The sequence below is a fragment of the Pedobacter sp. TM02 genome (assembly GCF_059705275.1).
The window spans coordinates 62,369-76,379 of record NZ_AP046530.1 but is presented as its reverse complement, the minus strand read 5'-3'; the positions used below and the strand labels follow the sequence as shown (position 1 = coordinate 76,379).

The following is a 14,011-nucleotide window of genomic DNA, read 5'->3' as shown; positions in this document are numbered from 1 at the left end:
GCCATCCACAAATAAATGATTTAGATATGAAAAAGTTAGCTTTACTTGCAATTGCACTGTTCATAACAGGAGTTGCCAACGCTCAATCTACCGACCAACCAATTAGACTGGGGGCTAAAGCGGGGGTGAATATTTCAAACATCATTAAAGACGATGGAAACAACGATTTTAAAACCAGTTACATTGTAGGCTACCATGCCGGTGTAACCCTAGACATTAAATTGTTGCAGAACTTGGCTTTTACGCCCGAGTTGCTTTACTCGACCAAGGGTTATAAGCAAACCTCTTCTTTTGGCGAATTTACCCAACGCACCCATTTTATCGAACTTCCTATTTTGGCCAGCGTTACGCTAGCCCCTAAATTCAATTTGGTGGTAGGTCCGCAGGTTTCATTCTTGCTGTCTACCAACAATAAATTCGAAAATGGTTTCGGAACGGTTGAGCAACAAATTATCGAAGACAATTCGGATCGTTTTAAAAAGAGCCTAGTAGGTGGTGTAATCGGCTTCCGTTACGACTTTAACAACCAGGTTGGCATTAACGGCCGTTATGCCCTCGATTTTCAGAAAAACAACGAAAATGGAACCAGCCAAAACCCAGAGTTTAAAAACCAGGTGTTTCAAGTGGGTTTAGGCATTAAATTCTAATTGATTAATTAACCTATAAAAACAGAAGGCCGTTCCCAAAAGGAACGGCTTTTTGTTTAAAATCAAAAAAATTAGACGAATCAGTACTAGAGTAGCTTAAGTTATTTTTTAAGTTGTCTAGGCTACATTAAATTGGCATCTTAACAAGATTAGGATAATACTATCCTTCTTTTTTTCTCTGTTAATATGTTTTCTAAAGTATTTTCTCCATTCAATGTATAAGAATCTAAAATCGTAATTAGATCACTATCAGTAAGAGGTATTATTAGTCCTCGATTATCTTTATAAGTATCGATACATCTTTTAATAAATAATTCTTCATTTTCTAATGCTCTACACATCAATATCCCAAATTTTCCTTTATTAACCCCAAACCTTCCTGATAATTGATCTAATTCCGGATTCACAGGATCGGAGCTATAGTTTTTACATTCTATTATTATATAACTACAAGGAATTTTATCAATTTCATGAAGGTTTTTAAAAAAACCTTTTTCAGCACAATTATCAAAAGTTATATCAATCCTCTTCCTTCCCTCATGGATGCTAACCTCTTTTTCTGGATTCATCAAATTAGGATAAAAAAGAAAATGTAATGCGCTAAGAATAAATTGGTGATAGATATCAGCATCTTTAATGCCTTTATTTATTCTTAATAACTGCTCCTTTAAATAGTTGGCAAACTCTCTATAATTAAAATCTTCTAAATCTTTTGAGGCTAATGAGCTTTGTTTGGTTCTTGCCTTAAATTCTTCGAAAATCTTGGGGTGTTCCAAAGTGAAACTTCTAATAAACGATTTATCATATGGGGCGACCTCTTCAATTAGTGCCTTTTTTGTTACCCGCCTTGTAATTCCTCTTTTTGTTTCTCTTACTTCAACTAATGCAGTTCTTAACCTCAAATGTTCCTGTTGAAGAAAATTCAAAACAAAGTGTTGGTGATAATTCTTGGATGTATATAAAGAGTTATATGAAACTACAGCCTTGGGAACTAGCAGGATTTTCTGATTCCCAATCATCATCATTTCATCATATTCATTAACCCAGGTTTTTCTTCTAACGTCCCAAAATGCCCCAGTTGGCACATTTTGAACAAGGGGGATCCCCCAGAGTTTACATTGACGTTTAGTATATTCTATCAAGTGCTTTCTTAGAATATTTGTTGACATGTCAGATAATTTATCTTTTCCTATTCTGTCAACGAAGATTGTGGTATCCTCTAAATGTTGCACTAAACCACTTTGGATTGCCTGACTATTAATTAATCGTCTAAACATTCTATTTGTATCAGTTTTCCCAACTCCCTTTCCATTAGATTCCTCTGCTGAAAGACCAAGAAATGTTTCTTCAGGTTCATGGAGGTAGTCAAATAACATCTTTGCATCTTCAATTCTATTATTTTTAATTAATGTAATAACACATTGAAAAAAATCACGTAATGTTGCTGTAGCACTTTTTGACCATTTATCTTCTCTTATCGAAAGAAAATAAGGGTCCAAGAATAATGGAGTATCTGTTGATACATCTACATCAACAAAATCAAGTTCTTTTTGTGTTTTGTTCAGGTTAAAACATTCTGATATCTTCATATACACGATGATTATTTGATTAATCTTTATCTAAATTTACTTTCTTTATTATTTTTCATTTCCCATGTTGCCAGCAATAACCGTTACTGTTGGCGCTTCGTTTACAACGTGTTCCTTTCTTAGTAAGCGCTTTACATTGCCCAACATAAATACTTGCTTTGCTATTGCTTGTCTTTTGTGCAGGCTTACTTATGAAAAATCGAGATGCACTCCCCCCTCCGCAAACACCACAGGTGCCTCCATTACTACAATATTTGCAACGCGAGCAATTGGAGCAGGCATTACAAGGCGTTTTGCCATAGCAAGTGGCCACAGGCAATTCTTTTTTACTAGAATTAATGGAAAAATACAACAGCGCGCAACTGATGCAGAGCAATAGGAATGTTTTCAATAACCGAGCGTTTGAGCGTTAACTTAATTCAGCCAAAGGCTAGGATGATTAACCTTTGGTTAAAATAAAATTATTTCAAATTGCAATGATTTCCAATACGGCTTTCCGTATCTAAATCCAAAAGCGCTTCAACGCATCTGAAAACAATATTTCGCTTTGAAAATGTAAAAAATTAGACCATTTTCAATTGCCAATAGCCACAGGTTGTGGCTTTTTGCAAACAAATATCCTTCAAGCAGGGTTATTTGAACGGCGCTCTTTTTCGAACTAACTTAAAATTTAAGCTCATGAAAAATGCCAGCACACCCAAAAATAATCCGAACGTACAAGGCGGGCCAATAGCCAATCGCGCGCATCAGGACATCAAGGTAGATAAAAAACAGAATGGCATCAGCAATGCCGGTGGCCAGCGCTCCGACCAGACGTCCAATAAAGACAACGAGCGGAAGCGTGAAAACAAATAGACAGAGAAGCACCGAAAAGGTGCTTTTTTGTTGGCAACCCTAGATCCCTTGACGGCTAAAGCTATGTTGCTTTCGCCATGGCAATAATATCCTTGCCTTCAACTACCCTTCTTTCGTTGTGACGATCCAAAGTATGGATCATGGCCAACGCCAATTCCTTTAACGTACAAAATCCGTTTGGAAACAGGGCTCTACCGATGGGAAATAGCCAGTTGATGTATTTATAGAACGAATGGGTGTATTTAAGCCCCTTAATAGGTTTGATAAATCCGGGCCTGAAATTAAAGACCTGTGCAAAAGGCAGCTTCATCAAGTCGTTTTCAGTTTTGCCTTTCACCCTCGACCAATTGGAACCGCCTTGCTCGCTGGTATTGGTGCCTGCGCCCGATACATAGCAGAAAGTCATGTTTGCGTTAAGCCTGCTCAGGGTTTCGGCCACATGCATGGTTAAAACATAGGTCATTTGGTAATATTTTTCTTTATCCATGCCTACCGACGATACGCCGAGGCAAAAGAAACAGGCATTATAGCCCGTCAGCTGCGCCTCTATAGGAGAAAAATCAAAAAAATCGGCATGGATGATCTCCTTTAGCTTGGGGTGGCTATAGCCGCAGGGCTTGCGGTTAACCACCAAAACAGCTTCTACCGCTTCATGCTGCAAACATTCGTAAAGTACGCCCTCGCCCACCATACCTGTCGAGCCTGTAATAATGGTTCTGATTTTTTCCATGTCCTAATTTAAGCATTTAATAAGTTGAAGCAACCAAAATTGCCAAAACCAAGAGAGGGTTTGGGCTGTTATTTTTACATTTGCCAAATTAACAGCCTGATCAAACCATGCCAGAACTCCTCCTCTTAACCGTGATGCTGATCCCCCAAATTGTAGCGGGGGTTTATGCCAAAAGCATCGGCAGGAATTTTTGGTTCTGGTTTTTTATATCCTTCTTGATTCCCATTATTTCGTTGATTGTTCTCTTGTTTTTGGATAAAGAAAAGGATAGCAAAAGAAAAGGTTATAGCTTGGCTGATCATGTAGAACGCAAAGACGACACGATTAATCACACCGAGACTTAGCCCTTCCTCTCAGTATCTTTTGTATAGCGCTTAGTTTGGCAAACAATATGGTCAAAATTTCTTAGGCAGCATGCTATCCCCCTCCACGAGGACCAAGGGGAGGAAACAGGGCACAAACCCCACGCTCATCACCGCTTCCCTAACGTTCGTGTACTTTTCCTTTTGGCTTTGAAATAGTTTTGTTTCATTTGCTTCGTCAAAAAATACAAGCACCCATGCCAAGCACCCAAAAAGGTCTATCATTATACTGGAAATGTCAGCTCATCGGCTGGTCGCTGGCGGCGTTGTATTGGGCACTTGTAGGCTATTTAGGGTCTAACTTTAGCTTCATCTTGGGCATATTTCATTTTTTTGGCGATTTGTGCATCTACATCATTCCTACCCATCTGTTCCGCAACCTTTCTAAACAGCAACACTGGGAGCAATTGAAACCCAAAAAGCTATTGCCTATTGTGCTTTTGGCCATTCTGTTATTAGGCACCGTTTTCATGGTGCTCACCATCACTAAAAACTATTGGTTCAGGACATTTTGGGAGCCCGGCTTTTTGGGAAGCTTTGCCTTGTATTTCGAACAGAGCTGGCTGGTTACCTGGATGACAGGCGTTCGCCTTATGTGTATCTGGATCCTGGCCTATTACCTGTACCATTATGCCCAGGCCGAAATCAGGGCCAGCAAAGAAAGCGCACGCTTAAGCCTCATCGCCAAAAATGCGCAGCTGGATAATTTAACGGCACAGCTTAATCCACATTTTTTCTTCAACTCGCTCAACAACATCAAAGCGCTGATCAACGAAAATCCAAACAGTGCCCGCAGGGCTATCGACCTTCTTTCAGACCTCTTGCGCACATCGCTTTATCACCGAGACCATGCCTTGATTACCTTACGGGAAGAGCTGGATTTGATTAACGACTATGTGGAGCTGGAGAAAATGCGTTTTGAAGAACGGCTACAGGTTAATTTTGAGGTCGATCCGCAAATATTAGAGGCCAAGGTGCTTCCACTCAGCCTACAAAACCTGGTCGAAAATGCCATTAAACATGGTATTGCACAACAACCCAGTGGCGGTGTTATTTTAGTCGGTATTTCAAGGCAAAATGGCTTGCTGGTAACTACGGTCCAGAACCCTGGCACCCTGCAAATGAAAACAAACACTGGCCTGGGACTAAAAAACCTGCAAGAACGCCTACAACTTCAGTTTAACGGCAAAGCCAGCTTTAGCCTCGAGCCTTTGGATGTACAAACTGTTTTGGCCACTTTAAAAACACCTTTGCAATGGGAAAATTAGGCTATTTGATCATAGACGACGAGCGTTTGGCCCGCGAAGAAATGAAGTGGAGCCTAAAGCCCTATGCCGATTTGGAGTTTTTGGGCGAAGCCTCTAATGCTTTTCAAGCCGAAGAGTTGATGAACAGCCTCCATCCCGATCTTATTTTCCTGGATGTGCAGATGCCCGGCAAAACAGGCTTTGAATTGTTGGAAGCATTGGACCATGTGCCCGCCGTAATTTTTACTACAGCCTTTGACCAATATGCCGTAAAGGCATTCGAATTGAACGCACTCGACTATTTGGTAAAACCCATCCGCCAGGAGCGATTGGAAAAAGCCATCCTCAAAGTAAGGCAGCAATTACAAAATACAAGTGCCACTAAACCAGCATATCTTTTTGTAAAGGAGGGCGAGAAATATCATTTTATAGCGCTTAACGATTTGTACCTGATCGAATCGATAGGCAACTATGCACGCCTGTATTTTAAACACGAAAAAGTATTCTTCAAAAGATCGCTCAGCCAGTTGGAAAAGACCCTCGATCCCAATTTGTTTTTCAGGATTAACCGCAATACCATTATCAACACCAGCTTTATTGAACAAGTGACGCCCGATGCCAACGGCCGTTTATCCTTTCGATTAAAAAACAACGAAAGCTATGGCGCTTCTAACCGGCAAAGCGCCCTATTTAAAAGCAGAAACATGTTCTAGATTTTTTAACCCTTTTAATTTAATACGATGAATTTATTGAGAAAAACCTTCTCCCTGGCCATGCTTTGCCTAGGGCTGAGCTTAGGCAGCCATGCCCAAACCAGCACTACAAAAGACTTGAGCGCTTATCTGGTGCAGGATAGCCTGTTGATTCCGACCCAAGATGGCGCACAGATCTCGGCCTTGGTGGTACGCAAAAAAAATATGTCTGAAAAACAGGCGGCTATTTTAAGTTTTACCATCTATGCCCGTCTCAGCGACATCAACAAGGCCATAGAAGCGGCCGACAAAGGCTACGTGGGCGTGGTGGCCTATTCGCGGGGCAAGAAAAACAGTCCGGATGAAGCCGTACCTTACGAATACGATGGGCAAGACGCTACCACTGTAATCGACTGGATCAGCAAGCAGCCTTGGAGCAACCAAAAGGTAGCCATGTACGGGGGCAGCTATAACGGCTTTACACAATGGGCGGCTACCAAGCACTTGCATCCCGCTTTAAAAACCATTGTTACTTCGGCCTCGGCCAGCCCAGGTTTAGATGTACCCATGACCAACAACGTTGTGATGAATTTTGTATTCTCCTGGACTTACTACACCACCAATAACAAGCTTTTGGATAATGCCGATTACAACAACAAGCAATGGAACGACCTCGACGACCGCTGGTATGCGGCAGGTACGCCCTATCCTACGCTGGACAGCTTGCTTGGCCGGCCAAAAAACAAAATCTTCAGGCGCTGGCTGGCACACCCTTCTTACGACTCGTATTGGCAAAGCATGATTCCCTACCAAGACGATTTTGCCAAAATCGACATCCCTATTTTAAGTACCACAGGCTATTTTGACGGCGGGCAAATTGGCGAAATGTATTACTACCGCGAGCATCTCAAATACAACCCCAAAGCCGAGCATTATTTATTGGTTGGCCCTTATGGCCACTTTGGTGCGCAAGGCTATCCTGATTCGGTGTACAACGGCTACAAAATTGATCAGGTGGCTAAAATCCCTATCCACGATCTCATTTACCAATGGTTCGACTATATTTTAAAAGGGGGGGCTAAACCGGCTGTTTTAAAAGACAAAGTCAATTATCAGTTGATGGGCACCAACCAATGGCTCAGTGCACCATCCCTAAAACAAATGTCCAACGATTCGCTGGTGCTTTACCTGAGCAGCGAGCGTGACCAAGATGCTTTTAAACTGAGTAACAAAAAGCCACTAAAAGAGGGCTTTTTAAAACAGGAAATAGATTTTAAGGACCGCAGCAACAAACACAGCTACTTTTGGCTACGTAGCGTTACTTATGATACTTTATACCATAATGGCCTAATGTTTTACAGCAATCCTTTGCCCGAAGCGGTTAACCTAACGAGCAACTTTACCGGACAGATGAAAGTGATGATCAACAAAAAAGACATGGACTATAGCGTGGTGTTGTTTGAGCTTACCCCCGAAGGCAAATATTTTTACCTCTCTTACTTTATGGGCAGGGCAAGCTATGCAACCGACCATAGCCAAAGAAAACTGCTGGTACCCGGCCAAAAAGAAACCCTACCCTTTAGCAATACTTACCTCAGCGCCAAAAAACTGAGCAAAGGAAGCCGCATTGTAGCCCTTGTAAATATTAACAAGAGCGCCAGCGAACAAATCAATTACGGCACAGGCCAAGATGTAAACCTCGAAAGCATTAAAGACGCCAAAGAGCCTTTACAGGTAAAATGGTACAACGACAGCTACATCAAACTGCCTATTTTAAGGTAAAAGAAAAAATCGTCATGGCGAGGGCAACAAAGCAATCTCGCCATGACGAATAATATAAAACGGTGTTAATGTAGCTTGTTCGCCTTTAGTTAGCGCACATTCGTAGTTCCTCTTAGCGGATACTCTTTTGGCGGTTCCAAATTAAGCAGGTTTTTGACAAAATAATCCCAGCGGCGACGCATCATGTAAGGCGAATAAGCACCAAAGCCGTGCGCACTGTTAGGGAAAATAACCAAATCGTAGTCTTTGTTGGCTTTATTCAGGGCTTCTACTACCAAAAGCGTATTGTAAGGTGGCACGTTGTTGTCCATCATGCCATGCGCCAACATTAGTTTTCCTTTTAGGTTTTTCGCATAGTTTTGGTTGGCCTGGGCTTCGTAATCCGAGTTTTCTACCAAGCCATTGTAGCGTTCGCCCCAATCGTCTTCGTAGTTGCGGTTTTCGTGGTTGCCCGATTCGGCAATACCCACCTTAAAGAAGTCGGGATAGCGGAACATGGCTGCTGCCGTAGCGAAGCCACCACCCGAGTGCCCCCAAATGCCTACCTTATTGGTATCGATTGGGTATTTTGTCGACAACTGTCTAATCGCCTCGATCTGATCAGGCAAAGTATTATCGGCCATGTTGCCATAGCTCATATCATGGAAGCTTTTTGAACGGAAGGGATTGCTTGTGCCTTCAATCACCACCACAATGAAGCCTAGTTCGGCCAGGGCTTGGTTATCGCCCCTAGAAGCCGAGAACGACCAGCTGCCTACGCTGCCGCCTTGCGGACCTGGATAGATATAATCGATAACCGGGTATTTCTTGTTCGGATCCATGTTGGTAGGCGTAAATACCAGTCCGTAAATATCGGTTTTGCCATCACGTGCTTTTACGTTTACTGGGATAGGAGCCTTCCAGCCTTTAGCTGTTAACCTTGATACGTCTGTTTTTTCCAATGACGTAATCAGATTGCCTTTTACATCACGATAGTTCATGGTTGGTGGCACATCAGGCTGAGAGTACGTATCTATAAAATAGTTATACGACGGCGAGAAAGTGACCGAATGGTTGCCCTCTTCTGGGGTAAGTAAGGTCAAGCCTTTGCCATCGAAGCCCACTTTGTAGAGATAGGCGAAATAAGGATTGCCTTTTTCGCGGCCATGACCCGTAAAATAGATTACACGGTTTTTCTCGTCAACCCTTAGCAAACGGCCTACTAGCCAAGGCCCTTTGGTTATTTGGTTTTTCAGTTTGCCGGTAGTGGCATCGTACAGGTACATGTGGCCCCAATCATCGCGCTCCGAATACCACAAGATTTCTTTGGTAGCCGGCAAGTAGCGCCAGTTAATGGCTCCACGGCCCGATTCGAACTGGGTTTTTACGGTTTCTTCAAAAACCTCGCGTACTGCCCCGGTATTGGCGTCGGCAATGCGGAATTTCTCTTGCTTATGATCACGGGAAGTAGAAAGAAAAGCCATTTCAGAGCCATCTGCTTTCCAGTCGATGTCATCAAAAGTACCACTGCTGGCAATATCGTCGCTCAAGGTAGCACGATGTGGATCTGGCGGAATTTGCAAGCTGACAACTTTCGCATTTTCCACATCAATAATCACCCTTCTGATGGTGGCAATTACCTTATCGCCCGGCAAAGGATATTTCCACTGTTTGAGCACCGGCGCACCCACATTGGTGGTTACCAGGTACATGTTGTTTACGTTGCGCTGGTCTTGCTGGAAAGTGGCTACCTTTTTAGAATCCGGCGACCAGCGTACCACCGGGCCATCGCTCATGGTCCAGCCCGCATTATCGGTAGCATAGCCATAGTCTTTAACCCCATCGGTAGTGAGCTGGGTTTGTTTGTTGGTGGCTACATCGCGTACCCAAAGGTTCCAATCTTTAATAAAAACGGCTTTTTTGCCATCTGGCGACAACACTTCGCTATTGCCCCTAAACCTGGCTGCGCGTGGAGGTTCGGCATTTTTGTAAGCATCTGTAGGTACCTTGCTTTTTTTTGCCGGGTTAACCAAAAAATCCTGAGAACCGTTCGCCGTTTTCACGGTGTACCAAAATTGGTCATTTTCGAGCCAATTCGGAAAAATCGCCGCTTTATCGATCAAAGGCGAGGTGTTATAAGCCATAAAGCTTTCGGCACGCTCATAGTCTTTAGCCGTTAGTTTGCCCTGCTGGGCATGGGCAACAAATGCCGAGGCAAGCGCCGCAACTGTAAGTAAATATTTATTCATAGCCATTGTTTAATTGATGGGGTATAAAATTAAAAGGTTTAGCGCGTTCGTGTTTAAAGTACCAAGAATAATACATCAACAGTGCTTACGCAAATAACGGGGCTATAAATTAAACCCGCTGTCTTCTGATACTATTTCCGGTTTAAAATCTTCTCAAATGCCTGCACCTTTTCGCCAATTGCTCCTTCAGCAATAGCACCCGAAGCGTTAGCCACTACCCTTCCTTGGCTGTTGACCAAAAAATGGGATGGATAGCTATGGAACTCGAACACATTGTTTAAAATCGCCACTTCATCTTTATTGAGATTCACAAATTCCGCATTAATGCCATATTTCTTTTTAACAGCCAACATATTTTCTTCGGTTGTAAAGGTCGAAAGAAACAAGAATTTAATCGGTTTGCCTTTAAATCCATCAATCAACCTGGGATAGCTCGGCATTTCGGCCATACAGGGTCCGCACCAATCTCCCCAAAAATCAATATATAGGTTTGTGCCCTTGGTTTGCGTAAAGAGGCTGATCAATCTTTGTTTTAACGAGCGGCTTGCCTTGAGCTTTTGCAAACGGTCTAGAATAGCAAACGAGGCGAAGCCATTGCTTGTTTTTGCTTTCGCTTCTATCAATTTTTGACGGAGAAATGGATTTGATATCGTCTTTACCTGTCTTTCCCAGGCCAACGTATCCTTTACAAAACTGGCTTTATCCAAAAGCACGTTGTAATGTAAGATGTCTTTGCTTAGGCCGTTTGAAAACTTATCGATCTCATTCAAATATAAGTCGATCGAATTGCCTGCCTGTTGCTTTGCCAAGTCATAACTGGGATTGATATTGACCATAATCTCTTGGTCGGCACTTAACATTTTTAAGAACGCATAATAAGCCGAATTGTTGAGGGCTTCTGGATTATTGATCGGAATTGCCCTAATCATTTTGAGCAGCTGGGATTGGACAATCTTGTTGTTAAACTTGCCTGCAAAAGGAAAAAACAAAATATCAATACCCGCCTTGTATTGCAGCTCGTTTTTCTTCCAATTGATAAAGAACTGATCATGAACCTGATGCTGTTTAACAAAAACGTCCAAGAAATTCAATTGCTCCTGCAGCTGGTCCATTTTACGGGCCGCATACAGGCTGTCGCTTTGGCTTTTATCGCCCATATTTACCTCGCTGAATTTTTGCTTGGCAAAGGCCTTGTTAAACCTGAATAAAAGATTGTTTAACGCCGCAAATTGCCCGAAAGCTACAACAGCGTCCTCGTTATTTCTTTCTTCGCTTATTTTATCATTATTGATCTCTAACCTTATTGCTGTTCCGGGCTTTGTATAAATATCGATAAAAGCATCTCTGTAATTTAGCAGCATATCACCTTCAAGGGGCTGATAAAGTTTAATCCAGAAATCTCCGTTTTCTTTAACCTGAATGGCCTGATTGGTGGGCTTGCCCCTAAGGTCGTAGGTAGAAAAGGTGATGAAATGATCTCCCTGGCCGGGCTTATAGCCGATAATCTTTCCGCTGATCTGAACACTGTCTTTTTCGTTAAAAGGATTTGTCGCGGTTGGTTCTTGGGCAGTGGCCACGTAACAGCTGAGGATTGCAAATAGTAAAAGACCTGATTTTTTCATGAAAGGCGATGTAATTTTCAACCTAAAGTAAACATAAAATACGACTGTTAAAATGACGGATGAAACTTCGGCGGCAGCCTAGCCCTAAACAACAAATGCCACCAAAGGCAGCATTTATTCGGTCGATTAAAATGGCATTAAAAATCTCCGTTGGTTTAAGTGTTTGTAGAGCATCATTGTACAAATTTGATGCCCGTTCTTTCAAAAAAAATGCTAAACAGGCAAAAAAAACAACGAATATCAAGACAAAGAGATTATTTCTTTAATTATCAACCCATTAAATTTGAACAAACGCGTAACTTTGGGCGAGAATAGATCATCTAACCCTGGCAAATTAAGTTATATGCCATTTTTAACCTACCCCTTTTGATCAAACCGCTCACTTCATCAGGCAACAGGCCGATGCGCGTTAAAAAAATGTTAAAGGTGAAATCGACATACAATTTGTGCTTAACTTTATAGTTTTTAGTTTAAACCACAAACGCAAAATGCCTTTGGCCCTACAGCAGTCTTTTCATGAAAAATCCAGCGACCACGAGCTGTTAAAACTGGTTGGCGCCAACAACCGTTTGGCCTTTACCGAGCTTTACCATCGTTATTGGGACAAGGCCTTTACCGTGGCCATGCACCGTACTGCCGACGAAGATGTCGCTGCAGAAATTGTGCAGGATATTTTTGTAAGCCTGTGGCAGCGTCGCGCCACCCTACAAATCAAAAACGGCATAGCCACCTATCTTTCGGCTGCGATCAAATACAAAGTGATTAACCATTTGGCCAGTCAGTACAAACAACAGCAACATTTAGTGAACCTGGCCAATTCGGCGCCTCAAACTACCGACAGCACCAACGATTGGCTGGCCGAAAAAGAATTGCGCCAACTTTTAGACGAAGCCATCCACCAATTGCCACCCAAGTGCAAAATGGTCTTTCTGATGAGCCGCGAAGAAAACAAGACCTACGCCGAAATTGCCGACGAACTGGGCATCTCCGAAAAAACCGTCGAAGCGCATCTTTCCAAAGCCCTGAGCAGCTTAAGGCAAAGCCTGAAAATTTCCCTGCCATTGCTTTTATTCCTGCTCGGAAAATAAATTTCATTGCCAACTAAGGGTATGGCCGTGCAACATTGACTATATGTTAAAAGATGCTCGGCAAACGTATGGAAAAACCCAACCCACAACTACAGGAACTGGCCTACAAATGGAAAAATGGCACGCTTACGCCCGAAGAAAAAACCCGTTTTGAGCAATGGTATACTAGTTTTAACGACGAAGAGCTGTTGTTGAGCGAGAGCAAGTATATTAATGCGAAACAGCTGAAAGCACATATTAAAGCCAACATCGACCAGCAATTGGCCAAGGAAGTAGCCCAACCAAAAACCGTTAAGCTATGGCCCCGCATAGCCGCCGTAGCCGCCGTAGTGCTTGTTATATTTGGAGCTACCCTGTTTAGAGAACCGATCCAAAACCTGTTCAGTCCGGTTCAGCAACTACAACTGGTAACCTTGCCTGGGCAGCATCGCCAAATTCAGCTGGCCGATGGTACCAAAGTATGGTTGAGTCCGGCTACACAAATCAGTTATCCCAATAAGTTTAGAGGCCATGAACGACAAATAGAAGTAAGTGGCGAAGCTTTTTTTGAAGTAAAACACGATCCCGAACATCCATTTGTGATCCAATCGGGGGCCATGCGCACGATCGTATTGGGTACCAGCTTCAATGTACGCGCCTATCCGGGTACCAACAAGGCCGAAGTAACAGTAGTAAGCGGCAAAGTTGGGGTTACGGCACAGCACAAAACCGAAATCATGACCGCCAACCAGCGTGTAACCTTCAATAAAACCACTAATGGCTTGGTTAAGGAGAAATATCCAGATGCCCAACGGTTTATCGAGCAACGAATCGGTCTATTCAATTATAACGGTACCGCATTGCTAACGGTAAGCCAGGACTTGGAGATGCAATATGGCGTTAGCATACAGCTAGCCCCTTCGCTGCTCCACAAAGCTTTTTACGGACAGCTCAACACCAGCACTCCATTGCCACAAACCTTGGATAAGCTATCGGCCGTAATGGATATCACTTGGCATAAGGAAGGCAAAACCTATGTACTGCAAACTAAAACCCCAAATAACAATTAACAAAAAACACTACACACACCACACACACAATGAAAAGCCCGGTTCTCAGGATCGGGCTTAACCAAACCACGAAAGAACCTGTTTAAGTTTCCAAAGCCGGAGACAAGTCAATCACCTTTA

General features: G+C 42.8%; 13 protein-coding genes. 8 read left to right on the top strand and 5 right to left on the bottom strand.

Translation table 11 applies throughout. The annotated features are described in order from the left end of the window. Window positions 1-26: 26 nt before the first annotated feature. The gene (locus tag AC6H1S_RS00370) at window positions 27-647 is read left to right on the top strand and encodes a porin family protein (protein WP_497564727.1); all 621 of its coding nucleotides are present in this window, start codon (window positions 27-29) and stop codon (window positions 645-647) included. Window positions 648-796: 149 nt separating this feature from the next. Here the strand turns inward: AC6H1S_RS00370 and AC6H1S_RS00365 are convergent, their stop codons facing one another. Then, the gene (locus AC6H1S_RS00365) at window positions 797-2,236 is read right to left on the bottom strand and encodes a DUF8370 family protein (protein ID WP_497564726.1); all 1,440 of its coding nucleotides are present in this window, start codon (window positions 2,234-2,236) and stop codon (window positions 797-799) included. A gap of 55 nt (window positions 2,237-2,291) precedes the next feature. Next, window positions 2,292-2,549 (bottom strand): DUF5763 domain-containing protein, encoded by a 258-nt coding sequence (locus AC6H1S_RS00360; RefSeq protein WP_497566035.1) that lies wholly within the window; start codon window positions 2,547-2,549, stop codon window positions 2,292-2,294. 365 nt (window positions 2,550-2,914) lie between these two features. Between AC6H1S_RS00360 and AC6H1S_RS00355 the strand changes: the two genes are divergently transcribed. Beyond that, complete coding sequence (locus tag AC6H1S_RS00355) at window positions 2,915-3,091, top strand: hypothetical protein (protein ID WP_497564725.1); 177 nt, start codon at window positions 2,915-2,917, stop codon at window positions 3,089-3,091. A 61-nt stretch (window positions 3,092-3,152) separates the two neighbouring features. Here AC6H1S_RS00355 and AC6H1S_RS00350 read toward each other — a convergent pair whose 3' ends face one another. After that, the gene (locus AC6H1S_RS00350; RefSeq protein WP_497564724.1) at window positions 3,153-3,821 is read right to left on the bottom strand and encodes an NAD-dependent epimerase/dehydratase family protein; all 669 of its coding nucleotides are present in this window, start codon (window positions 3,819-3,821) and stop codon (window positions 3,153-3,155) included. Window positions 3,822-3,928: 107 nt separating this feature from the next. Here AC6H1S_RS00350 and AC6H1S_RS00345 point away from each other — a divergent pair, with 107 nt between their 5' ends. The 4 genes from AC6H1S_RS00345 (at window position 3,929) to AC6H1S_RS00330 (ending at window position 7,904) form a co-directional block, all read left to right on the top strand. After that, entirely contained in the window at window positions 3,929-4,165 is a 237-nt protein-coding gene (locus AC6H1S_RS00345) for a hypothetical protein (protein ID WP_497564723.1), read from the top strand. A gap of 215 nt (window positions 4,166-4,380) precedes the next feature. Beyond that, a complete protein-coding gene (locus AC6H1S_RS00340; RefSeq protein ID WP_497564722.1) occupies window positions 4,381-5,451 on the top strand; it encodes a sensor histidine kinase in 1,071 nt (356 codons plus the stop codon). After that, window positions 5,439-6,143: a LytR/AlgR family response regulator transcription factor gene (locus AC6H1S_RS00335; RefSeq protein ID WP_497564721.1), complete on the top strand. Its 705-nt coding sequence runs from the start codon at window positions 5,439-5,441 to the stop codon at window positions 6,141-6,143. The genes AC6H1S_RS00340 and AC6H1S_RS00335 overlap by 13 nt, the downstream gene beginning before the upstream one ends. A 27-nt stretch (window positions 6,144-6,170) precedes the next feature. After that, window positions 6,171-7,904 (top strand): CocE/NonD family hydrolase, encoded by a 1,734-nt coding sequence (locus tag AC6H1S_RS00330; RefSeq protein WP_199141061.1) that lies wholly within the window; start codon window positions 6,171-6,173, stop codon window positions 7,902-7,904. Window positions 7,905-7,993: 89 nt separating this feature from the next. Here the strand turns inward: AC6H1S_RS00330 and AC6H1S_RS00325 are convergent, their stop codons facing one another. Together AC6H1S_RS00325 and AC6H1S_RS00320 are read right to left on the bottom strand one after the other, a co-directional pair. Then, window positions 7,994-10,132 (bottom strand): S9 family peptidase, encoded by a 2,139-nt coding sequence (locus tag AC6H1S_RS00325; protein WP_497564720.1) that lies wholly within the window; start codon window positions 10,130-10,132, stop codon window positions 7,994-7,996. Between the two features lie 131 nt (window positions 10,133-10,263). After that, window positions 10,264-11,754: a TlpA family protein disulfide reductase gene (locus tag AC6H1S_RS00320; RefSeq protein WP_497564719.1), complete on the bottom strand. Its 1,491-nt coding sequence runs from the start codon at window positions 11,752-11,754 to the stop codon at window positions 10,264-10,266. Between the two features lie 488 nt (window positions 11,755-12,242). Here AC6H1S_RS00320 and AC6H1S_RS00315 point away from each other — a divergent pair, with 488 nt between their 5' ends. Further along, window positions 12,243-12,842, top strand: a complete 600-nt coding sequence (locus AC6H1S_RS00315) for an RNA polymerase sigma-70 factor (RefSeq protein WP_199141064.1) — start codon at window positions 12,243-12,245, stop codon at window positions 12,840-12,842. A gap of 68 nt (window positions 12,843-12,910) precedes the next feature. Beyond that, entirely contained in the window at window positions 12,911-13,891 is a 981-nt protein-coding gene (locus tag AC6H1S_RS00310) for a FecR family protein (protein ID WP_497564718.1), read from the top strand. The last annotated feature ends 120 nt before the right edge of the window (window positions 13,892-14,011 follow it).

Coding starts and splice junctions, on each gene's coding strand:
- AC6H1S_RS00350 (WP_497564724.1), bottom strand. CDS start 3,821: ATGGAAAAAATCAGAACCATTATTACAGGCTCGACAGGTATGGTGGGC.
- AC6H1S_RS00335 (WP_497564721.1), top strand. CDS start 5,439: ATGGGAAAATTAGGCTATTTGATCATAGACGACGAGCGTTTGGCCCGC.
- AC6H1S_RS00330 (WP_199141061.1), top strand. CDS start 6,171: ATGAATTTATTGAGAAAAACCTTCTCCCTGGCCATGCTTTGCCTAGGG.
- AC6H1S_RS00365 (WP_497564726.1), bottom strand. CDS start 2,236: ATGAAGATATCAGAATGTTTTAACCTGAACAAAACACAAAAAGAACTT.
- AC6H1S_RS00315 (WP_199141064.1), top strand. CDS start 12,243: ATGCCTTTGGCCCTACAGCAGTCTTTTCATGAAAAATCCAGCGACCAC.
- AC6H1S_RS00340 (WP_497564722.1), top strand. CDS start 4,381: ATGCCAAGCACCCAAAAAGGTCTATCATTATACTGGAAATGTCAGCTC.
- AC6H1S_RS00325 (WP_497564720.1), bottom strand. CDS start 10,132: ATGAATAAATATTTACTTACAGTTGCGGCGCTTGCCTCGGCATTTGTT.
- AC6H1S_RS00370 (WP_497564727.1), top strand. CDS start 27: ATGAAAAAGTTAGCTTTACTTGCAATTGCACTGTTCATAACAGGAGTT.
- AC6H1S_RS00355 (WP_497564725.1), top strand. CDS start 2,915: ATGAAAAATGCCAGCACACCCAAAAATAATCCGAACGTACAAGGCGGG.
- AC6H1S_RS00320 (WP_497564719.1), bottom strand. CDS start 11,754: ATGAAAAAATCAGGTCTTTTACTATTTGCAATCCTCAGCTGTTACGTG.
- AC6H1S_RS00345 (WP_497564723.1), top strand. CDS start 3,929: ATGCCAGAACTCCTCCTCTTAACCGTGATGCTGATCCCCCAAATTGTA.
- AC6H1S_RS00310 (WP_497564718.1), top strand. CDS start 12,911: ATGGAAAAACCCAACCCACAACTACAGGAACTGGCCTACAAATGGAAA.